The 19,522-nt window shown below is 67.3% G+C and carries 17 protein-coding genes; 11 read left to right on the forward strand and 6 right to left on the reverse strand.

Going from position 1 to position 19,522, the window contains the following annotated elements; translation table 11 throughout:
- The first annotated feature begins 99 nt into the window (after positions 1 to 99).
- The 7 genes from CAL13_RS11155 to CAL13_RS11185 all read left to right on the forward strand — a co-directional run bounded on the left by CAL13_RS11155 (position 100) and on the right by CAL13_RS11185 (position 7,545).
- Positions 100 to 948, forward strand: a complete 849-nt coding sequence (locus CAL13_RS11155) for an IclR family transcriptional regulator (protein WP_198297834.1) — start codon at positions 100 to 102, stop codon at positions 946 to 948.
- A 128-nt stretch (positions 949 to 1,076) separates the two neighbouring features.
- On the forward strand, positions 1,077 to 1,976 hold the full coding sequence (locus CAL13_RS11160; RefSeq protein WP_086072426.1) for a dihydrodipicolinate synthase family protein: 900 nt from the start codon (positions 1,077 to 1,079) through the stop codon (positions 1,974 to 1,976).
- A 120-nt stretch (positions 1,977 to 2,096) separates the two neighbouring features.
- Entirely contained in the window at positions 2,097 to 3,464 is a 1,368-nt protein-coding gene (locus CAL13_RS11165) for an MFS transporter (RefSeq protein ID WP_086072427.1), read from the forward strand.
- A complete protein-coding gene (locus CAL13_RS11170; RefSeq protein WP_086072428.1) occupies positions 3,461 to 4,462 on the forward strand; it encodes a dihydroxyacetone kinase subunit DhaK in 1,002 nt (333 codons plus the stop codon). Before CAL13_RS11165 ends, CAL13_RS11170 begins: the two co-directional genes overlap by 4 nt.
- Positions 4,463 to 4,515: 53 nt before the next feature.
- A complete protein-coding gene (locus CAL13_RS11175) occupies positions 4,516 to 5,196 on the forward strand; it encodes a DAK2 domain-containing protein (protein WP_198297835.1) in 681 nt (226 codons plus the stop codon).
- 106 nt (positions 5,197 to 5,302) lie between these two features.
- Complete coding sequence (locus CAL13_RS11180) at positions 5,303 to 6,211, forward strand: LysR substrate-binding domain-containing protein (protein WP_086072429.1); 909 nt, start codon at positions 5,303 to 5,305, stop codon at positions 6,209 to 6,211.
- Between the two features lie 68 nt (positions 6,212 to 6,279).
- Entirely contained in the window at positions 6,280 to 7,545 is a 1,266-nt protein-coding gene (locus CAL13_RS11185; protein WP_086072430.1) for an MFS transporter, read from the forward strand.
- A gap of 7 nt (positions 7,546 to 7,552) precedes the next feature.
- Here CAL13_RS11185 and CAL13_RS11190 read toward each other — a convergent pair whose 3' ends face one another.
- The 4 genes from CAL13_RS11190 to CAL13_RS11205 form a co-directional block, all read right to left on the reverse strand.
- Complete coding sequence (locus CAL13_RS11190) at positions 7,553 to 8,305, reverse strand: bestrophin-like domain (protein ID WP_232462358.1); 753 nt, start codon at positions 8,303 to 8,305, stop codon at positions 7,553 to 7,555.
- A 109-nt stretch (positions 8,306 to 8,414) separates the two neighbouring features.
- On the reverse strand, positions 8,415 to 8,951 hold the full coding sequence (locus tag CAL13_RS11195) for a DUF4142 domain-containing protein (protein ID WP_157664457.1): 537 nt from the start codon (positions 8,949 to 8,951) through the stop codon (positions 8,415 to 8,417).
- A gap of 75 nt (positions 8,952 to 9,026) precedes the next feature.
- Positions 9,027 to 10,676: a PqiB family protein gene (locus CAL13_RS11200; RefSeq protein ID WP_086073606.1), complete on the reverse strand. Its 1,650-nt coding sequence runs from the start codon at positions 10,674 to 10,676 to the stop codon at positions 9,027 to 9,029.
- A gap of 129 nt (positions 10,677 to 10,805) precedes the next feature.
- Positions 10,806 to 11,495, reverse strand: a complete 690-nt coding sequence (locus CAL13_RS11205) for a DUF3313 domain-containing protein (protein ID WP_232462359.1) — start codon at positions 11,493 to 11,495, stop codon at positions 10,806 to 10,808.
- 601 nt (positions 11,496 to 12,096) lie between these two features.
- Between CAL13_RS11205 and CAL13_RS11210 the strand changes: the two genes are divergently transcribed.
- From CAL13_RS11210 to CAL13_RS11220, 3 genes are read left to right on the forward strand one after another with little or no spacing between them, the layout of a single operon-like run.
- Entirely contained in the window at positions 12,097 to 12,822 is a 726-nt protein-coding gene (locus CAL13_RS11210) for a gluconate 2-dehydrogenase subunit 3 family protein (RefSeq protein WP_086057465.1), read from the forward strand.
- A gap of 2 nt (positions 12,823 to 12,824) precedes the next feature.
- A complete protein-coding gene (locus CAL13_RS11215; RefSeq protein WP_086057466.1) occupies positions 12,825 to 14,600 on the forward strand; it encodes a GMC family oxidoreductase in 1,776 nt (591 codons plus the stop codon).
- 14 nt (positions 14,601 to 14,614) lie between these two features.
- Entirely contained in the window at positions 14,615 to 15,928 is a 1,314-nt protein-coding gene (locus CAL13_RS11220) for a c-type cytochrome (protein ID WP_086072431.1), read from the forward strand.
- 309 nt (positions 15,929 to 16,237) lie between these two features.
- Here the strand turns inward: CAL13_RS11220 and CAL13_RS11225 are convergent, their stop codons facing one another.
- Both CAL13_RS11225 and CAL13_RS11230 read right to left on the reverse strand, forming a co-directional pair.
- Complete coding sequence (locus CAL13_RS11225; RefSeq protein ID WP_086057468.1) at positions 16,238 to 17,242, reverse strand: tripartite tricarboxylate transporter substrate binding protein; 1,005 nt, start codon at positions 17,240 to 17,242, stop codon at positions 16,238 to 16,240.
- Positions 17,243 to 17,380: 138 nt separating this feature from the next.
- Positions 17,381 to 18,454 carry a tartrate dehydrogenase gene (locus tag CAL13_RS11230; RefSeq protein ID WP_086059391.1) on the reverse strand — a complete coding sequence of 358 codons (1,074 nt, stop codon included), beginning with the start codon at positions 18,452 to 18,454 and terminating at the stop codon, positions 17,381 to 17,383.
- Positions 18,455 to 18,569: 115 nt separating this feature from the next.
- Between CAL13_RS11230 and CAL13_RS11235 the strand changes: the two genes are divergently transcribed.
- Positions 18,570 to 19,517, forward strand: a complete 948-nt coding sequence (locus CAL13_RS11235) for a LysR substrate-binding domain-containing protein (protein WP_086072432.1) — start codon at positions 18,570 to 18,572, stop codon at positions 19,515 to 19,517.
- Positions 19,518 to 19,522: the final 5 nt, after the last annotated feature.

The following is a 19,522-nucleotide window of genomic DNA, read 5'->3' on the forward strand; positions in this document are numbered from 1 at the left end:
AGCGGCACAAAAACCCCCGAAACCGGCTCGTTGGGGCGCGGCGCAAGACCGGTGACGTAGAATCGATCGCGATCGAACCGTTCTCCAGGACTAGAAGAAATGGCCAGGACGCCCGCCGCGCGCCGCCCTTCCCCCGACGCCGTACCGCCGGAAAAACCGGCCAGACAAAGCAACCCCAGCCAGGTCATGTCGTTTTCCAAGATGCTGAGCATCCTGGAATGCTATTCGCGCCGCGACCGGGCCCTGAGCGTGATGCAGATCGCCGAACGCACCGGCCTGCCCCGGCCCACCGTCCACCGGCTGGTGGCGTCGCTGCGCAGCATCGGTTTCATCGAGCAGGACCGCGACCGCGAACGCTACCGCCTGGGCCTGAAGATTTTCGAGCTGGGCAACGTCGTGCTGGCGAATATGGACCTGCAGCGCGAGGCCGAAGAAAACATCGCCGCCCTGGTGCGCGGCACCGGGCTGGGCGTGCATCTGGGCGTGTTCGACGGCTTCGAAATCGTGATGGTCAAGCGGGCCGAGCCGGGCGGCAAGCAATTGAACCGCATCGTGACGCTGGAAAGCGCCTCGGTGCATTGCAGCGCCACGGGCAAGGCGACCCTGGCCTATCAGCCGGAACGCATCATCGAGCGCGTGATCGACCAGGGCCTGCCCGCCTACACGCGCAACACCATCACGTCGCCCGCCATCCTGCGGCAGCAACTGGCCCAGGTGCGCGAACGCGGCTACTCCATCGACCACGGCGAAAGCGAGGAGTGGCGCCATTGCGTCGCGGCGCCCATCCGCAATGCCGCCGGCCGAGTCTTCGCCGCCATCAGCCTGACCGGGCCGCGCGAACGCCTGCACGCGGATGCCGAAGCGGATTTCGCCGCGCTGGTGCGCCGCAACGCCGACGATATCTCCCGCAAGCTGGGCTACGTCGCGGACGCCGTCGACGCCTGTTGAACCCGCCCCCTGAATGCCTTCCTGCGCGCGGCAGGCGGCTGCGCTCGTCTTTTTTCGGGACGGCGCTTGACAACATTGCGCGCAATGTCCAATATGCGAACAACATGTTCGCAATACGGAGGAGAGACATGCGCGACATCGACCGCTTCAAAGGCGTTATTCCCCCCACCACCACGCCCTTCACGCAGGAAGGCGCGCTGGACCTGGGCACGTTCCGCAAACAGATCCGCTTCATGGTGAATGCCGGCGTGCACGGCGTGTGCGTGGGCGGCAGCACCGGCGAAGGCCATACGCTGGACAGCGACGAACTGCGGGCCACGTGGGAAGCCGCCGCCGAAGAACTGAACGGCCGCCTGCCGCTGGTGGCGGGGGTCATCATCAACAGCACGCGCCAGGCGGTGGAACGCTGCTCCATCGCACGCCAAGCCGGCGCGGTCGCGTTGCAAGTGACGCCGCCCTACTACGTGTTCAAGCCGTCCGAAGACGCGCTGGTCGATCACTTCCGCACCATCGCGCAGGAAAGCGGTCTGCCGGTGATCATCTACAACGTGGTGCCGTGGTGCTATCTGAGCCCGGCGCTGCTGGGCCGCATCATGCGCGAAGTCCCGCAGGTGATCGGGGTCAAGCAAAGCAATGGCGACCTGAAACTGCTGGCCGATCTGCTGGCCGGCCTTCCCGACGGCAAGCTGGTGCTGACCGCCGTGGACGCCCTGCTGTATCCCAGCTTCGCGCTGGGCGCGCACGGCACGATCGCGGCGAACCCGGCGGCCGTGCCGGCCATGGTGGTGGCCCTGTGGAACGCCGTGCAGCGGGGCGACCATGCCACCGGCCTTGCGCTGCACGGCAAGTTGCTGCGTCTGTGGAACGCCATCTTCTGCGACGACCTGCCGGCCTGCGTGAAGTACGTGCAATCGCTGCAGGGCGTGCCGCTGTCGCATCCGCGCGCGCCGATGCGCCTGCCCGACGAGGCGCGCCGCCGCCGCATCGACGAAGCGTTCGCGGCGCTGGAGCTTGCCGCCGCGGCCTGATAGGCCGGCCGGCGGGCCGGCTGATGGCCTGACTGAGGGCCTGGCCGATGGCCTGGCTTTACCCCGCGCGAGTGCCTGGCTCGCGCGGGGGTCATGACTACAACAACCGGGAGACAACCCATGGCTCACGATCTCGGCACGGTGGGCGACCGCCGGCAAACCACGCGCAGCGTCCTGGCGGGCACCATCGGCACTGTCGTCGAATACTACGACTTCACGCTGTACGCCACGGCCACCGCCCTCGTCTTCAACAAGATCTTCTTTCCCAGCGTCGATCCCCTGGTGGGCACGATCGCGGCTTTCTCCACCTTCTTCGTCGGCTACATCGCCCGGCCGCTGGGCGGCATTGTCTTCGGCCATTTCGGCGACAAGTTCGGCCGCAAGGGCATGTTGATCCTGACCATGCTGTTGATGGGAATCGGCACCTTCGCGATCGGTCTGGTGCCGGCCTACGACAGCATCGGCGTGTGGGCGCCCGTCCTGCTGGTAGTGCTCCGGCTGCTGCAAGGCATCGGCATCGGCGGCGAGTACGGCGGCGGCGTGCTGATGGCGATCGAACACGCGGCGCCGAAGCGGCGCGGCCTGGTCGGCAGCATGGTCCATATCGGCGTACCGGCAGGCTTTCTGCTGCCGATCGCCTTCCTGGGCGTGCTGTCGACCAGTCTTTCCGAGGCCGATTTCCTGGCCTGGGGCTGGCGCGTGCCTTTCCTGGCCAGCCTGCTGCTGGTCGGCGTCGGGCTGTTCATCCGCTTCAGCGTTCATGAAAGCCCGGCTTTCGAGCAGACGCGCCGCGATGAGGGCGTCGCCACCCTCCCCCTTGTCGAAGTGCTGCGCCAGCATTGGCACAAGGTGCTGCTGGGCATCGGGGCCAAGGTCGCGGAAAGCGGGCTGTTCAATATCTATGCCGTCTTTGCGATTACCTACGCGGTCACGCAGCGCGGCATGCCCAAGGCCGCGGCGCTGGACGCGGTGCTGATCGGCTGCGTGCTGGAATGCTTCACGCTGCCCTTCTTCGGCTGGCTGTCGGATCGCATCGGCCGCGTGCCGGTCTACGTGGGCGGCGCGCTGTTCCAGGCCGTGCTGGCGTTCTTCTTCTACGGCATGGCCGATAGCGGCATGACGGGGCTGACCGTGGCGATCGTGCTTGGGCTGGCGCTGGGCCATGGCGCGATGTTCGGCGCCCAGGCGGCGTTCTTCTCGGAGCTTTTCCCGGCGCGCATCCGCTATAGCGGCCTGTCGCTGGTGCAGCAGATCGGGCCGATCCTGGGCGGCGGCCTTTCGCCCCTGGTGGCAGCCAGCCTGCTGGCTGGCCATCCGGGAGACACCATGCCCATCTCGCTGTACATGGCCGCCATCGCGGTGCTGTCCACGCTGTGCGCCATCGGCCTGGGCCGCCTGCGCGGCCTCACCGCCGGCGATGCGCGTGCCGGCCAGCCGCGCAGCCGATCGGGCTCCCCCACTTCCGCTCCCACCATCAAGCGCGTATGAAGAAACTGCTGAACTCTCCGGACCGCTATGTCGACGACATGCTCGACGGCCTTGCGGCCGCCCATCCATCCCTGAAGCGCACCGGACCCGAAGGCCGGGTGATCGTTCGATCCGAGCCGCCGGGCAAGGCCAAGGTCGGCATCGCGTCGGGCGGCGGATCGGGTCATCTTCCCTTGTTTACCGGCTATGTGGGCGCGGGGCTGCTCGATAGCTGCGCCATCGGCGACGTCTTTGCCGGGCCCAACCTGGACAGCTGCGTGGCGGCGATCCAGGCGGCCGACATGGGCCGCGGCGTGCTGCGTCTGTACGGCAACTACGGCGGCGACCGGATGAACTTCGATCTGGCCGGCGACATGCTGGGCTGGGACGCGTCGCGTTTGACTACGGTCCTGGGCAATGACGATGTGGCGAGCGCGCCTGCCGCCGAACGCGCCAAACGCCGCGGCGTGGCGGGGCTGATCTACGCCTACAAGACGGCGGGCGCCAGCGCCGATGCGGGCGCGGATCTGCAAGAGGTCACGCGGGTGGCGCGCAAGACGGTGGATGCGACGCGCACCATCGGCTGCGCGCTGTCGCCCTGCCAGGTCCCGGGCGCGCAAGCGCCCACGTTCGAGCTTGGCGACGGCGAAATGGAAATGGGCATGGGCATCCACGGCGAGCCGGGCATCTGGCGCGACCGCCTGAAGCCCGCGGATGCGGTGGCCGACGAACTCGTGGCGCGCGTGCTGGCCGAAACCCCGGACACCGCCACCGGACGCGTCGCGGTCCTGCTCAATACGCTGGGCGCGACGCCGCTCGAGGAACTTTACATCCTGTACCGGCGCATCGCTTCAGGCATCGCGTCCCAGGGCCTGGACTTGCGGCACCGGCTGGTCGGCCATTATGCGACGTCCATGGAGATGGCCGGCGTGTCGCTCAGCGTCCTGCATCTGGACGACGAACTCGAAGCGCTGCTGAACGCGCCGGCCGACTGCCCGTTCTGGCGCGTGGGCCGATGAGCGCACCGCCTTGCATCGGCGCCGCAGCATCCGCACATCGAAAGGAGAAACCCATGCCGGAAACCGAAGCCCGTGCCACGGAACACGCCGCCATGCATGACGCCGATGGCGTCCAGGCCGCGGCCAGGACGTTGAACGCCGAGAGCGTGCGCCGGGCCGCGCGCGTGGCGCAGGATGTTTTCAGCGGCCCGCTGGAGCAGACGCTGAACGAAGCCGACGGCCGGCTCGGCGACGGCGATACCGGCGTGACGTTGCGCCGGGTCTTCGCCCGCGTGCATGCCGCCGCGCAGGAAACCGGCGGCGACCTGGGCGAACTGCTCGGCGCCTGCGGCCGCGCCGCCGCCGGCGCCACCGGATCCAGCCTTGGCACCTTGTGCGCCGTCGCCATGCTGCAGGCCGGCAAGGCCTGCTCGGGGCGCACGGACCTGCCCTGGCGCGATCTGGGCGGGCTGCTCCAAAGCCTGGTGCCGCCGCTGCTGGAGCGCGGCCAGACGCAACTGGGCGACAAGACGGTCCTCGACATGTTGCATGCCGTGGCGCAAGCCATTGCGAACCTGGACGAGCCGGCTGCACAGGCCCGCGCCGCGCACGCCGCGGCGCGCCAAACCCTGGACGCTTTTCGCGGCCGCCCCTGCCGCATCGGCCGGGCGCGCATGTTCGGCGAACGCAGCGTCGGCATGGACGATCCCGGCATGCTCGCGTTGGCCGGCCTGATCGCGGCGCTGGACGCCTGACTTCGCACGGCGCGGGGCGCCGTTATATGCTGTCGGCCGCATTGCCCACGCCGTCCGCGTCGTTCCATGGCGCCGCCGCGCGGGCTTCCCGACCGCGAGCCCCAAGATGCCCCTGCGCCTGCCTCCGCTTTCGCCGCTGCGTTTTTTCGAGGCCGCCGGCCGCCTGAAGAGTTTCCGTCTGGCGGCCGCCGAGTTGAACGTCACGCCCAGCGCGGTCAGCCATGGCATCGCCGGGCTGGAGGACTTCCTGGGCGTGCGTTTGTTCGACCGGCAGCCGGGCGGGCTGACGCTCACGGCCGCGGGCGCGGACTATCTGAACTATGTCTCCGAAGCCTTTTCCTTGCTGGCGATCGGCATGCAGCGGCTGCCCAGGCACCATGGAAGACAGACCTTGTCCCTTACCTGCGCGGCGGGCTTTGCCGCCCGCTGGCTGCTGCCGCGGCTGCCGGCATTCCGCGCGCAGTGGCCGGACATCGATGTGACCATCGATACCTCGCCGCGTCAGTTCGGCATCCCGGTGGACGGCTTCGATTTCGCGGTCCGCATGAGCCGCACCCCCGCCGCCGGACCGGGATGGACGCGGCTGTTCGGCGAGCGCCTGCTGCCGGTTTGCAGTCCGGCTTATCTCGAGCGGCTGCTTGGCCCGGACGGGCAGCCGGATCTGCGCAAGGCGACGCTGCTTCACGTGCCGCTGGCGAGCGAGGAATGGCACGCCTGGCTGGATGCCACGGGGCGGCATGGCGTCGACCTGTCCGGCGGCCTGCGGTTCGACCGGCTACAGATGGCCTTCGAAGCGGCGGCCGCCGGCATCGGCGTGGCGCTGGGCCGCCGCCCGCTGATCGACGACGAACTTGCCAGCGGCAAGCTGGTTGCCGCGGGGCCGGCGGTCAGGGCGGAAACCGCCTATTGGCTGGTCGCCCGCGAAGGCGCGGAAGACCGGCCTGTGCTCGGCGCTTTCCGGCAATGGCTGCTGACGCAGGCGCGGCGCGAAGCGGATGAATTTCCCTCACCCTGAGGCGAATTTATTTCGGTTGCCATCAGGCGCGGCGCGCGCCGATGATAGGCGCAAGGAGACCGCACCTCATGCAAGCCGATCATCGCGATACGTTCTCATCCCCACGCCTTATCCTGTTCGCCATCCTGGCCGGCGCGCTGATCCTCAGCGCCGCCATGGGCACGCGGCAGACCTTCGGGCTTTTCATCGGGCCGTTTTCGTACGACCGCGGTCTGCCCATCACCCTGGTCGCGCTGGCGATCGCCATCCACAATCTGGTGTGGGGCTTCGCCCAGCCTTTTGCCGGCGCGCTGGCGGACCGCTATGGCGCCTCGGTGGTGGTCGCGGCCGGCAGCGTCGTGCTTGCCGCAGGCCTGGCCATATCGGCGATGGCGCCATCGGGGCCGTGGCTGATTGCGGGCATGGGGCTGCTTGTCGGCATCGGCATCAGTTGCACGGCCTTTGGCGTGGTCTTGCCCGCCGTGGGACGCATCGTCGCGCCCGAACGCCGCAGCGTGGCCCTGGGCTGGGTCAGCGCCGGCGGCTCGCTGGGCCAGGTGCTGCTGGTACCGGTGGCGCAGGCGGTGCGCGAGTGGGCCGGGCTGTCGATGGCCTTGTATGTGCTGGCGGGTCTGATCCTGCTTGCCGCGCCGCTGGGCGTCATGCTCGACCGCCGCCCCGGCGGCACGGCTGAAGCGGCCGGCCGCGGCGGCGCGCCGGCCGCGATGCCGGCACCCACGCTGCGGCAGGCGCTGGCGCAAGCCGCCGGCCATCGCGGCTACCGCCTGCTGACGCTGGGATTCTTTACCTGCGGCTTTCAGCTCGCCTTTATCGCCACCCACCTGCCCCAGTACCTGTATCTATGCCATATGCCGGCGGGGCTGGGCGCCACCGCGCTGGCCCTGATCGGCCTGTTCAATATGGCGGGCAGTTGGGCCTGCGGCTGGCTGGGCGGCCGCTATCGCCAGCAGCACGTGCTGGCGTGGCTGTACCTGATACGCGGGGCGGCCATCCTGGCGTTCTTCCTGCTGCCGAAAAGCACGGTCTCGGTCGTCCTGTTCGCCGCGGTGATGGGCCTGACCTGGCTCGGTACGGTGCCGCTGACCAGCGGGCTGGTCGCCAAGGTGTTCGGCACGCGGCACCTGGGCACGCTTTTCGGCATCTGTTTTCTGAGCCATCAGATCGGTTCTTTCCTGGGCGCCTGGCTGGGCGGGCTGGTGTTCGACCTGACGGGTTCCTATGCGCTGCTGTGGCAGGTCACGGCGGCGGCGGGCGTGGTGGCCGCCCTGCTTCATTTCCCCATCGACGACCGGCGCGCCGAAACGCCGGAAGCCCCGGCGGCCGCGCGCGCCTGAAACCGCCTTACTGCTGCAGGCGCAGCAGTGCGTCGCGCAGGGGCGTCGTGGAGATATGGATCATGCCGTCCAGCGGTCGGTCCATTTCCAGAATCAGGAATATCGCGCCGGACGCCGACACGGCGCAAAGCAGGAGCGCCACAACGACCGCGCCATTGCGCGGCGACAGCACGCCGAAGGCCAGAAAGATAATCATCAGCCACACCACCAGGACGAAGAGCAGCGGCACCGAAACGGACCCGTCGCGCTGCAGCACCAGCAGCCATCGCGTCGCGGATATCTGGGCTTGCAGCTGCACGGCCTGCGTGCGCAATTGCCGGTGCACGTCGTCGTCGGCGGGCAGCGCGATCATGCGGTCCTGGTAGTCCTGCAGCCGATGCAGGCGCCACGGCACGGTGGCGCGGTCCACCATCAAGGGTGTCTCTTCGGACAACAGGGCGACGGTGGCGGCGTAGTCGCGCAGCATGTCGCGCCGCAGCTCCGCGGCCGCGGGCCCGTAGTCCCGCAGCACCGCATCGAGCTGCAGGATGCGCGCGGCATTGCGGGTGAGTTCTGCGTTGACCGCGTCCATCGCACTCTTGGAAGACGAGACCAGCAAGCCGAGCACCAATGCCGCCAGGGTGGCGATGAGCCCGGTGGTCAGTTTGATGGCGTCGAGCGATTCGCTCTGGACGTGATGGGGCGGCAGCAGGCGGCGCAAGCGCAAACCGAGCAGTGCGCTGCCCGTGACAAGCAGGAAGACCACCAAGGCGATGTGCATGTGCGTCACGGGCCGCCTCGCGTGCGGTTGCGCGGCGCATCATGCGCCGCGCCCGCCTGTCGGGGTAGTTTGGGATCGCGCCCCCAATCGGCCAAGGGCGCGCGGGACGTTACTGCGCCTTCTGCTTCTGGTTCAACAGTTGCGCCATTTCAAGGTGGTGGCGCAGGCTCGGCAGCAAGGCGTTCGCGAACGCGCGGATATCGGCGTCATCCGCGCCCTGCGCGGCCTTCTCGTACATCTTGATCGTGGCTTCGTGCGCCGCCACGCCGATGCGGTCGACATAGGTCTTGTCGAACGCATTGCCCGACAGCAGGCCCAGGGTCTTCAGCTCGGTGGCCTGCACGATGGACGGGCCCGTGGGCGGGTTGTAACCCTTGCGCTTGGCCAGGGCCGCCAGGCGCTGGTTGGCGGCGGTATGGTCCTTGATCATCTGCCGCGCGAACGTCTGCACGTCGGCGCTGGCATTCTTGTCGAGCGCCATCTGGCTGCCCTGGATCTCGGCGTAATTGCCTTGCGTGGCGTCCTCCAGGAAAGTCTGGTCCGTGCTCGACAGCATGGACGAACGTCCCTCATCGCGGCTGGCACAGCCGGCCAATCCTACAAAGGCGACGACGGAAAGCGATATAAGGGCTCGGTACAGTTTCATGGCGACTCCCGGGGTGTGAATTGACGGAGCGCCGAGCCACGCACAAGCCATGCCCGGGCCGCGGCGGCGCCGCCGCTACCTGGCCCTGGCACGGACCGGCACCGGATCCGCGGCACGACCGCGCAACAGGGCTTCGGGGTTGGCTTGCAGGTAATCGGCCAGGGCGCGCAGCGATCGCGCGGCCCGTTCCAGTTCCGCCATCGTCCCCCGCATATTCCCCGTCAGGCTGGAATCCGACGCCAGCAGCGCGCCGATGTGCGTGAATGACGCCGCCGCCTGGCGCAATGCCGCCTGCGCCTCTGGCGCCACCTGCTTGTCCAGACGGTTCATCAGCCGGCTGGCGCTGGTCAGCGTGCTGCTCAGGTCCGCGCCCAGCTTGTCGAAAGGAATGCGGTCGATTTTGGCCGCCACATTCGCGAGCTGCTGCTGCACCTGCTCCAGGTTGTTGGGCACGGTGGGCAGCGCGATCGGCGGACCCATATCGAGCTGCGCGGGCGGCGCGCGCGGGAAGATGTCGATCGCGACATAGAGCTGTCCGGTCAGCAGATTGCCCGTGCGCAACTGCGCGCGCAGGCCCCGGTCCACCAATTGGGCCAGCAGCTTGCCGCTGGGATGCTCGGGATCGGGACCTTCATATTTGCGAATCACGTCTGCGACGGGTCCCAGGCGATCGGGAAAGATCGTGGCCGCCACTACGGTGAAAAAGCGCTTTTCCTGCGCATCGAAATCGATGTCGATGGCATCCACCTGCCCCATGACGATGCCGTTGAAGTCCACGGGCGCGCCCAGGCTCAGGCCGCGCACCGACTGGTCGTACCGCATGCGCACATGCAGCGCGGGCCCGTCCGGCCGCGCCCGCGCCGCCTGCTCGCCGGGAAAAAGGCGAAATACCGTGTCGGCCCCGGCGGCGACGGTTTGCTGCTCGCCCATTTCCTCGAATGCGATGCCGCCGACCGCCACGGCGAGCAGCGCCTGCGTGCGCAGCCGCAGGCCTTGCGCATCGACAGACAAATCGATGCCGCTCGCGTTCCAGAAACGGGTGGCCCGGGTGACATACCGGTCGTAAGGCGCATCGACGAACAACTGCACATTGATGTCCCGCCCATCCGGATCCAGCCGATAACCGATGACCTCGCCCACCGGAATGCGCCGGAAGTACACCGGCGATCCGATATCGAGAGAGCCCAGGCTCTCGGCCTTTACCGTGAAGCGTTTGCCGGGCCGGTCCTGCGTGACCTGGGGCGGGCTTTCCAGGCCGGTGAAGTGGGTCTTGGAATGGCCATGCACGACCACGCGCGGGGCGTCGACGCCGATGTAGGCGCCTGACAACAGCGTGCCCAGCCCTGACACGCCGCTCAGGCCCAGGCGCGGGCGCACCACCCAGAAATTCGTTCCTTCCTGGGCCAGCGATGCGGCGTCCTTCGCCAAGCTCGCCGTTGCGACGACGTGGGTGCGGTCTTCGCTGATGCGGATGTTCTGGATCAGGCCGACGGCGACGGCCTTGTACCGTATCTGCGTTTTGCCGGCCTCCAGCCCGTCGGCGGTCAGGAATGTGATGGTGATGGTCGGCCCGGCCTCGAGCCGGGCTTTGATCACCAGTGACAAGCCGGCCAGGGCGGCGACGATGGGCACCAGCCAGATCCACGAAATGCCGCGTTTGCGGCGCCGGATTTCGGGCGCGCCGAAACCGTGCCCATCGGCGGCGTGGTCCTCGCCCGGGCCCATGCCATCGCGGGCGCCGTCCTGGCCCGGGCGGGTGCCGCCGTCCACGCCGTCGTCATGGCGTCCGCCGTCGTTATCGTGAGCCATGTCCTCCCCTCTGGACAAAGGCCATGCGCGGGTGTGGGCGCGTCTTCAGCGCTGGGCGACGAATTCCTTGATCTGCTGCGCCGCCCCGTCGGTCCAGGTGTCGATCAAGGGCCGCAGGGAATCGGGTTGCACGCCGCCCTGGCCCTGGGACGCATGCGACACTTCCTCTCCCGTGCCGCCCCGTACGGCCTCGTAAAGCACCTCTCCCGTCATGCTGTCCGTCACCTTCGTTTCGATGGCGATCGACGCATCCTGCGGACGGCCGCCTTCGACCACCGCCTTGGCCCCCGTGATGACGAATGCAATGGGAATGTATTGATAGGGGCGCAGCGCCTGGTCTTCGGTGCCGACCGCGGTGATGGCCACCTGCACGCGGGCCACGCCGGGCCCCGCTCGGTCGGTCAGCATGACCTCGCGTCCCAGCTTCTGCCGCATGCTGTTGTCGGCGTAATGGCGGATCTGCGTCAAGGTATCGGCGGATACCTCCGCGGTGGGCTGCGGCTCGGGATAGAACGCCACCGGCTCGAGCAGCACCGCACGGTAATTGGCCGGCGTAAAGCGCGGGCTGGCATACACCCAGCGCGGCCCGCCATCGGGGGCGTCTTCCTTCTGCAGCTTCGCATAGCCGTCGCCGAGGAAACCGGATTCCTTCGGCGGCTTGCTGGGCGCGCAGGCGCCCAGCAGTACCGTTGCCGCGCCCATGACGATCCATCGAACAAGCAGATTGCCCATCATCCTTCTCCTTTCTTGAACGTAGTCAAACGTTGGAACGATTGGCGTAGAACGTCCGCGTGAGGAGCCGGGCGTTTCGATGTACAGGGGCGCGGTGCGAACAAACAACCTGCAATGCCGAGACTGTACCCCCTCTCTTGCCCGCCCGCCATATGGTCTTTTGGGCGGCGCGGCATCGTGGATGACGTCCGCCCCCGCCTTTCGCATACAGCCGCGGGTGGGCCATACCTTGCGCTTACAGGCGGGACGCGGGTGTGGCGTCGGGGCGTGTGAAGCCGATAGCGCGGTGAAACGCCTCGCCCCGACAGCGCGTTAAGACGCGCGGCACCGACGGCGCGGTGAGACGCGTGGCACCGACAGCGCGTTAGGTCGCGTGATACCGACAGCGCGTTAGGAAGCGCGTAGAACAACGCTCTTTCTTTCTTCGTGATTAGTGTTGTTCTCAACCCTACTGACTATTGATTTCCCGCTGTCATTATGCTGAACGTTTGATTGCTGATAGTTGTATCTGATATAAGACTGCTCATCCGGTCCAGCGAAGTATCGGCCCGAGGATTCGTCGCAGAGCCCTTTTTTCGCTGCCGGTTTCCTGGGAGAAGCTTCAATGACACAAGAGCGAGAGCCGCGCAGGCGGTTCCTGCAGCAGGTACTGGCGATCGTGCCCGCCTCAACATTGGCCACCGGCGCCGCCATTACCCAAACGGCTCATGCCGAAACGGCCGCGACGGCCGAAACCGCAAGTCCCTCCAAACCCTATACCCCCACCTACTTCACCGACGCGGAATGGAAATTCATCCATGCGGCGGTCGACCACCTGATCCCCTCCGATGAATATGGCGCCGGCGCGCTCGAAGCCGGCGTGCCGGAATACATCGACCGGCAGATGGAAACGCCCTGGGGCCATGGTCAGCTGTGGTACATGCAAGGCCCCTTCCATCCCGACGTCGCGCCCGAGCTGGGCTATCAGATCAACCAGACGCCGCGCGACGTCTACCGCCACGGCATCGCCGCCTGCGATGCGTGGTGCACCAAGCAGCACGGCAAGGTCTACGCCGATCTGGACAAGAAGGTGCAGGAGCAGATCCTGAAGGACCTGGACGGCGGCAAGATCGAATTCGACACCGTGCCCGCCAAGACTTTCTTCAATTTCCTGCTCTCCAACACCCGCGAAGGTTATTTCGCCGATCCCATCTATGGCGGCAACAAGAACATGGTGGGATGGAAGATGGTCGGCTTCCCCGGCGCGCGCGCCGACTTCGCCGACTGGGCGGACCAGCCCAACGTCAAGTACCCGTATGGGCCGGTATCGATTTCCGGGGAAAGAGGCTGAGCATGGCGATCAAGCGAGAAAAAGTGGATGTGGTGCTGGTGGGCTTCGGCTGGACCGGCGCCATCATGGGTCAGGAACTGACCGAGGCGGGGCTGAACGTCCTGGCGCTGGAACGCGGCGCCATGCGCGATACGCCGACCGACGCGCAGTACCCGAAGGTCATCGACGAACTGGCTTACTCGGTGCGCGGCAAGCTGTACCAGGAACTGGCCAAGGAAACCGTCACCATCCGCCATGGCGTGAACGACGTGGCCGTGCCGTATCGCCAGAACGGCTCTTTCCTGCTGGGCAACGGCGTGGGCGGCGCGGGCTTTCACTGGAACGGCATGCACTATCGCGTGCTGCCGGAAGAACTGCAGCTGCGGACCCGCTACGAGGAACGCTACGGCAAGAATTTCATCCCCGAGGACATGACCATCCAGGACTTCGGGGTCACCTACGACGAACTGGAGCCCTTCTTCACCCAGTTCGAGTATGTCTGCGGCACGTCGGGCAAGGCCGGCAACCTGCAGGGCAAGATCGTGGAAGGCGGCAATCCCCACGAAGGCGCGCGCAGCAAGGAATATCCGCTGCCCCCGCTCACCAACACCTACGGCGCGCAACTGTTCGAAAAAGCGGCCCGGGAAGTGGGCTTCAACCCCTACCCCGCTCCGGCCGACAACGCGTCGCAGCCCTACACCAATCCCTACGGCGTGCGCCTGGGCCCCTGTAATTTCTGCGGTTTCTGCGAGAACTACGGGTGCTATATGTACTCGAAGGCGTCGCCGCAGACCACCATCCTGCCCGTGCTGCTGAAGAAGCCGAACTTCGAACTGCGCACGCATTCGCAGGTGCTCAGGGTGAACCTGGATTCCACCGGCAAGAAGGCCACCGGCGTGACCTATGTCGACGCCCAGGGCCGCGAAGTGGAACAGCCGGCGGACCTCGTCATCCTGACCGCCTACCAGATGCACAACGTGCGCCTGTTGCTGCTCTCCGGCATCGGCAAGCCCTACGATCCGGCCACCGGGGAAGGCGTGGTCGGCAAGAACTACGCGTACCAGATGAACGGCGCGGTCAACGTGCTGCTGCCCAAGGGCACGCAGCTGAATCCCTTCGTGGGCACCGGCGCCGGCGGCGTTTCGATGGACGACCTGAATGGCGACCAGTTCGATCACGGCCCGCTGGGTTTCATCGGCGGCGCATCGATCCGCCACATCCGCTATGGCGGCCGGCCCATCAACCAGACGCCGGTGCTGCCCGGCGTTCCCCGCTGGGGCAGCGCCTGGAAGGCCGGCGTGCAGGACGCCTACCAGCGCTACATGAGCATCGGCATGTCGGGCTCGGTCATGTCCTATCGCGACGCCTATCTGTCGCTGGACCCGACTTACAAAGACGCCTACGGCCAGCCGCTGCTGCGCATGACCTTCGACTGGCACGACAACGAGTTCGACATGATTGCCTACATGGGCAAGCGCATGGAGGAAGTCGCCAAGGCGATGAATCCGGACAAATACTTCGTCGCCGTGCGCAAGAAAGGCACGCACTACGACACCCGGGTGTATCAAAGCACGCACAACACCGGCGGCGCGATCATGGGCTCGAACCCCAAGGAAAGCGTGGTGAACAAGTACCTGCAAAGCTGGGACGTGCCCAACGTCTTCGTGATGGGCGCCTGCGTGTTCCCGCAGAACATGGGCTACAACCCGACCGGCCTGGTGGGCGGACTGGCCTACTGGGCCGCGCACCACATCCGCGAGCAGTACCTGAAGAACCCCGGACCGCTGGTGCAGGCATAAGGAGGCACGCACAAATGATGAAGCAACATCTCATCGCCGCGGCCTTCATGCTGGCCACGGGCTCGGCATGGGCCCAGGCGCCCGCCGCCGGCGCCGATACCCAGTTGATCCGGCAAGGCGAGTACCTGGCGCGCGCGGGCGACTGCGTGGCCTGCCACACCACCAAGGACGGCAAGCCCTTCGCGGGCGGCCTGCCGTTCGATACGCCCATCGGCACCATCTATTCGACCAACATCACGCCGGACAAGGACACCGGCATCGGCAACTACACCTACGAGGACTTCGACCGCGCCGTGCGCCACGGCGTCGCCAAGGATGGCAGCAGCCTGTATCCGGCCATGCCGTACACGGCCTATGCGAAGGTCAGGCCCGAGGATGTGAAGGCGCTGTATGCGTACTTCATGCACGGCGTGCAGCCGGTCAGCCAGGCCAACAGGGACAACGACATTCCCTGGCCGCTGTCCATGCGCTGGCCGCTGCGCATCTGGCGCGCGATGTTCGCGCCCGAACCCGTCGGCGACGATGCCGCCGCCGCGCCGGCGGGTGCGGGCGCCGATGCGCAGGTGCTGCGCGGCAAGTACCTTGTCGAAGGCCTGGGCCACTGCAGCTCCTGCCATACGCCGCGCGGCTTCGCGCTGCAGGAAAAAGCGCTGACCGATGCCGACGGCACCGCCTTCCTGTCGGGCGGCGTGGTCGAAGGCTGGCTGGCGAAGAACCTGCGCGGCGACGTCAACAGCGGCCTGGGCTCCTGGAGCAAGGAAGACATCGTCGCCTTCCTGAAGGGCGGCCGCAACGGGCATTCCGCGGCCTTCGGCGGCATGGCGCAGGTGGTGCAGGACAGCACGCAGCACATGAGCGATGCCGACCTGAACGCGATCGCGGCGTACCTGAAGACGCTTTCGCCCGCCGGCCATGACGACGGCGCGAAACTCGCCTACGACGACGCGACGGCCCAGGCCCTGCGCCGCGGCAGCGACAAGAGCGACGGCGCCATGACCTTCCTGAACAACTGCGCGGCCTGCCACCGCAGTTCGGGCAAGGGCTACACCGAAACCTTCCCGCAGCTCGCGCAGAGCTCGACGGTGCTGAGCGCGGATCCCACGTCGCTCATCCACATCGTGCTCAAGGGCGCGGAAATGCCGTGGACGAAGGCGGCTCCCACGCACTACGCGATGCCGGGCTTCGACTACCGCCTGACGGACAAGGAGGTGGCCGATGTCGTCACGTTCGTGCGCAACAGCTGGGGCAACAAGGCCCCCGCCGTGACCGCGGAACAAGTGGCGAAGATCCGCAAGGACGTTGGCGCGGAAGCGGCGCCGGTGCGTTGAGCGGCGGTGCCGGGCAGCGGCGCCCGCCGCGGCGCGAAATGGCGGCACCGTTATGCAATGCCGTTATGCGGCGCCGTTATGCGACGCCATTAAGCCGCGCCGGGCGACCGCCCCCGGGCAACGCCTGACCCGCGATAAAGGACCGGCCTCGCGCCGGTCCTTTTTTGCGTGCCGCGGCTGGATCACATGGCGGCACTCGCCGCATTGGCCGCATGGCCCATGACGTATGAGCCATGGCGCCTCGACCCCATGGCGCGCCAGCCATGGCGCATCGGCCCACGGCGCGTCGGCCATGACGCATCGCGCTCATCACTCCACCTTCAGATTGTTCTCCTTCACCAGCTTGGCGAACTTTTTCGTCTCGCTGTCGATGCGTGCGGCAAACTCCGCCGGCGTGGCCGTCATCGGTTCGGCCCCTGCCGCATCCAGCTTCTGCCGGAAATCCGCCGACGCCGTGATCTTGCCGATGTCAGCGCTCAGCTTGTCGACGATGGGCTGGGGCGTGCCGGCTGCGGCGAACACGCCGAACCACGTCCCGATGTCGAAGCCGGGCAGACCCGACTCCGCCAGCGTCGGCACGTCGGGCAAGGCCTTGCTGCGCTGCGCCGTGGTCACCGCCAGCGCGCGCAGCTTGCCCGCCTTGATCTGCGGCAGCACGGTCGTCATGGTGTCGAAGGACATGGCGACCTGGCCGCCCAGCAGGTCCGTGGTCAGCGGCCCGCTGCCTTTGTAGGGCACGTGCAGCAGGCGCGCGCCCGTCAAGGTCTGGAATTGCGTGCCGATCAGATGCTGCGCCGTGCCGAAGCCGTTGGATCCGTAGGCCAATCCGTTGGCGTTCTTCTTCGCCAGGGCGACCAGCTCGGCGACGTTGTGCGCCGGCGTGTACGCGGGATTGATGGTCAGCACGTTCGGCACCATCGCGATGGGCGCGATGGGCGCCAGGTCTTTCTGGAAGTTGTAGTTCAGCGAGGGATAGACGCTGCTGGCGATGGTGTGGTGCACCGCGCCCATCAGCAGCACATAGCCGTCCGGCCTGGACTTCGCGACGTAATCGGCTCCGATGGTCGCGCCCGCGCCCGGGCGGTTTTCCACGATGACCGGTTGCCCCAGACTGCGCGCCAGCTGCTCGCCCAAGGCGCGCGCCAGGACATCCGTCGTGCCGCCCGTGGGGAACGGCACCACCAGCGTCAGCGCATGGTCGGGCCAGTTGTCCGCCGCGGCGGCGGGAAGGCCTGCGAGGGCCGCGCAGCCGCCCCACAAGGCGGCAAAGGCCGCGGCAAAGGCGCGCCGGCTCAACAAAGCAGCGATGCTCATGGTGTGTCTCCTCCTGTCGTTTTCATGTATTGCCGGATGGACCCGGCTTGTATGCGGCCTGTGCGGCCTATCCGTGGCGTCTGCGATCTGTTTGCGGCGTCCGCGATCTATTCGCGGCTCGACCCGGATTGAATCCCGTTATGCGCCGGCGGACAGATGCTCGCAGACGGCCCGGGTCACGTCCTGCGTGCCCGCCGTTCCGCCCAGGTCCCGGGTATGCAGTGCCGGATCGGCGGTGACGGCTTCGATGGCCGCCATGACGCGCCGCGCGGCTTCGTTTTCGCCCAGGTGCTCCAGCATCATCACGACCGACCAGAAAGTGCCGACGGGATTCGCCCAGCCCTTGCCCATGATGTCGAAGGCAGAGCCATGGATCGGCTCGAACATCGACGGGTAGCGGCGTTCCGGATCGATGTTGCCGGTGGGCGCAATGCCCAGGCTGCCGGCCAGCGCCGCCGCCAGGTCGCTCAGGATGTCGGCATGCAGATTGGTGGCGACGATGGTGTCCAGCGAAGCCGGCCGGTTCACCATGCGCGCCGTCGCGGCGTCGACCAGCTCCTTGTCCCAATCGACGTCCGGGAACTCGCGCGCCACCTCTGCGGCGACTTCGTCCCACATGACCATGGCGTGCCGCTGCGCGTTCGATTTGGTGATGACGGTGAGCAGTTTGCGCGGACGCGACTGCGCCAGCCGGAACGCGAAACGCAGGATGCGTTCGACGCCCACCCGCGTCATGATCGATACGTCCGTGGCGGCTTCGATCGGATGGCCCTGGTGCACGCGTCCGCCCACGCCGGAATACTCGCCTTCGGAATTCTCGCGCACGATCACCCAGTCCAGGTCCTTGGGGCCGCAGCGCTTCAGCGGGGCGTCGATGCCGGGCAGGATGCGCGTCGGCCGCACGTTGGCGTACTGGTCCAGCCCCTGGCAGATTTTCAGCCGCAGCCCCCACAAGGTGATGTGATCGGGAATATCCGCGTCGCCCGCCGAGCCGAACAGGATCGCGTCCTTGTCGCGCAGGGCGTCCAGACCGTCCTCCGGCATCATCGCGCCGTGCTTGCGGTAATGATCGCCGCCCCAGTCGAAATCCTGGAATTCGAACCGCAGGCCGCCCACCGCCCGGGCCACCGCTTCCATGACGGTGCGCCCTGCGGGGACGACTTCCTTGCCGATGCCATCGCCCGGAATGGTGGCGATCCTGTACGTCCTCATCTTCATATGCTCCAGTGATGGGTTCCGCTGGATTGTCCGGCGTGGACGACGCCGGCAAGTGCGTCTAAAGTTGAACCGCCATTAACTTCAGGTTAATGATCACGAGGAGATCACCATGACGCCATCCGCGGGCCTGCAGGCGGCCGACCTGGGTTTTTTCGTTGCCGTCGCGGGCGCCGGGAGCCTGAGCGCCGCCGCCCGGGACCTGGGCATCTCGACGGCTGCCGTGAGCAAACGGCTCGCGGCGATGGAGACCCGCCTGGGCCTGCCCCTGCTGGTGCGAACGACGCGCCGCATCCATGCCACCCCGGAAGGCGAAATCCTGCTTCAGCGCGCCCGCGCGATACTGGGCGACATCGACGATCTCCAGCAGCAGTTGGGACGCACCCGCGACAAGCCCGGCGGCCTGCTGCGGGTCAATGCGACGCTGGGTTTCGGGCGCATGCATGTGGCGCCCGTCATTTCGGAATACAGCAAACACTACCCCGAGGTGGAGGTACAGCTGCAACTGTCCGCCGATCCGCCGCCGCTGGATGAAGACGCCTTCGACGTCTGCGTGCGCTTCGGCGCCCCGCCGGACGCCCGCTTCGTGGCGACGTTCCTGGCCCCGAACCGGCGGCTGCTGTGCGCCTCGCCGAAATATCTGCGCGAGCGCGGCACGCCCCAATCGCCCAAGGACCTGGACCGCCACAATTGCATCGGCATCCGCCAGGGCAGCGACGCCTATGGCGTGTGGCGGTTGACACCCGCCGCGTGCGGGCGCGGCGGCAAGCCCGCGGCCAAGGCGCGGCAGCGCGCCGAAGCCATCCGCGTGCGCGGCAATCTGACCACGAACGACGGCGAGATCGCCGTCAATTGGGCCCTGGACGGCCACGGCATCGTGATGCGCGCGGAATGGGACATACGCCGCTACCTGGCCAGCGGCCGGCTGGTGCCGGTGCTACCGGACTATGCCACGCCCGAAGCCGATATCTACGCCGTCTACCACCAGCGCCACCGCGCGGTGTCGCGGGTGCGCAGCTTCGTGGCGTTTCTGTCGGAGCGTTTCAGGGAGCTGGGTTGAAAACC

Source organism: Bordetella genomosp. 9, from assembly GCF_002119725.1.
GTDB lineage: Bacteria > Pseudomonadota > Gammaproteobacteria > Burkholderiales > Burkholderiaceae_B > Bordetella_C.

Excerpts from the sequence above, each read along its gene's own strand:
- CAL13_RS11200 (WP_086073606.1), bottom strand. The coding sequence starts at position 10,676 with ATGGGCCCGGGCGAGGACCACGCCGCCGATGGGCACGGTTTCGGCGCG.
- CAL13_RS11230 (WP_086059391.1), bottom strand. The coding sequence starts at position 18,454 with ATGAGGACGTACAGGATCGCCACCATTCCGGGCGATGGCATCGGCAAG.
- CAL13_RS11165 (WP_086072427.1), top strand. The coding sequence starts at position 2,097 with ATGGCTCACGATCTCGGCACGGTGGGCGACCGCCGGCAAACCACGCGC.
- CAL13_RS11235 (WP_086072432.1), top strand. The coding sequence starts at position 18,570 with ATGACGCCATCCGCGGGCCTGCAGGCGGCCGACCTGGGTTTTTTCGTT.
- CAL13_RS11225 (WP_086057468.1), bottom strand. The coding sequence starts at position 17,242 with ATGAGCATCGCTGCTTTGTTGAGCCGGCGCGCCTTTGCCGCGGCCTTT.
- CAL13_RS11180 (WP_086072429.1), top strand. The coding sequence starts at position 5,303 with ATGCCCCTGCGCCTGCCTCCGCTTTCGCCGCTGCGTTTTTTCGAGGCC.
- CAL13_RS11220 (WP_086072431.1), top strand. The coding sequence starts at position 14,615 with ATGATGAAGCAACATCTCATCGCCGCGGCCTTCATGCTGGCCACGGGC.
- CAL13_RS11195 (WP_157664457.1), bottom strand. The coding sequence starts at position 8,951 with ATGAAACTGTACCGAGCCCTTATATCGCTTTCCGTCGTCGCCTTTGTA.
- CAL13_RS11205 (WP_232462359.1), bottom strand. The coding sequence starts at position 11,495 with ATGATGGGCAATCTGCTTGTTCGATGGATCGTCATGGGCGCGGCAACG.
- CAL13_RS11190 (WP_232462358.1), bottom strand. The coding sequence starts at position 8,305 with ATGCACATCGCCTTGGTGGTCTTCCTGCTTGTCACGGGCAGCGCACTG.
- CAL13_RS11155 (WP_198297834.1), top strand. The coding sequence starts at position 100 with ATGGCCAGGACGCCCGCCGCGCGCCGCCCTTCCCCCGACGCCGTACCG.
- CAL13_RS11170 (WP_086072428.1), top strand. The coding sequence starts at position 3,461 with ATGAAGAAACTGCTGAACTCTCCGGACCGCTATGTCGACGACATGCTC.
- CAL13_RS11185 (WP_086072430.1), top strand. The coding sequence starts at position 6,280 with ATGCAAGCCGATCATCGCGATACGTTCTCATCCCCACGCCTTATCCTG.
- CAL13_RS11215 (WP_086057466.1), top strand. The coding sequence starts at position 12,825 with ATGGCGATCAAGCGAGAAAAAGTGGATGTGGTGCTGGTGGGCTTCGGC.
- CAL13_RS11175 (WP_198297835.1), top strand. The coding sequence starts at position 4,516 with ATGCCGGAAACCGAAGCCCGTGCCACGGAACACGCCGCCATGCATGAC.
- CAL13_RS11160 (WP_086072426.1), top strand. The coding sequence starts at position 1,077 with ATGCGCGACATCGACCGCTTCAAAGGCGTTATTCCCCCCACCACCACG.
- CAL13_RS11210 (WP_086057465.1), top strand. The coding sequence starts at position 12,097 with ATGACACAAGAGCGAGAGCCGCGCAGGCGGTTCCTGCAGCAGGTACTG.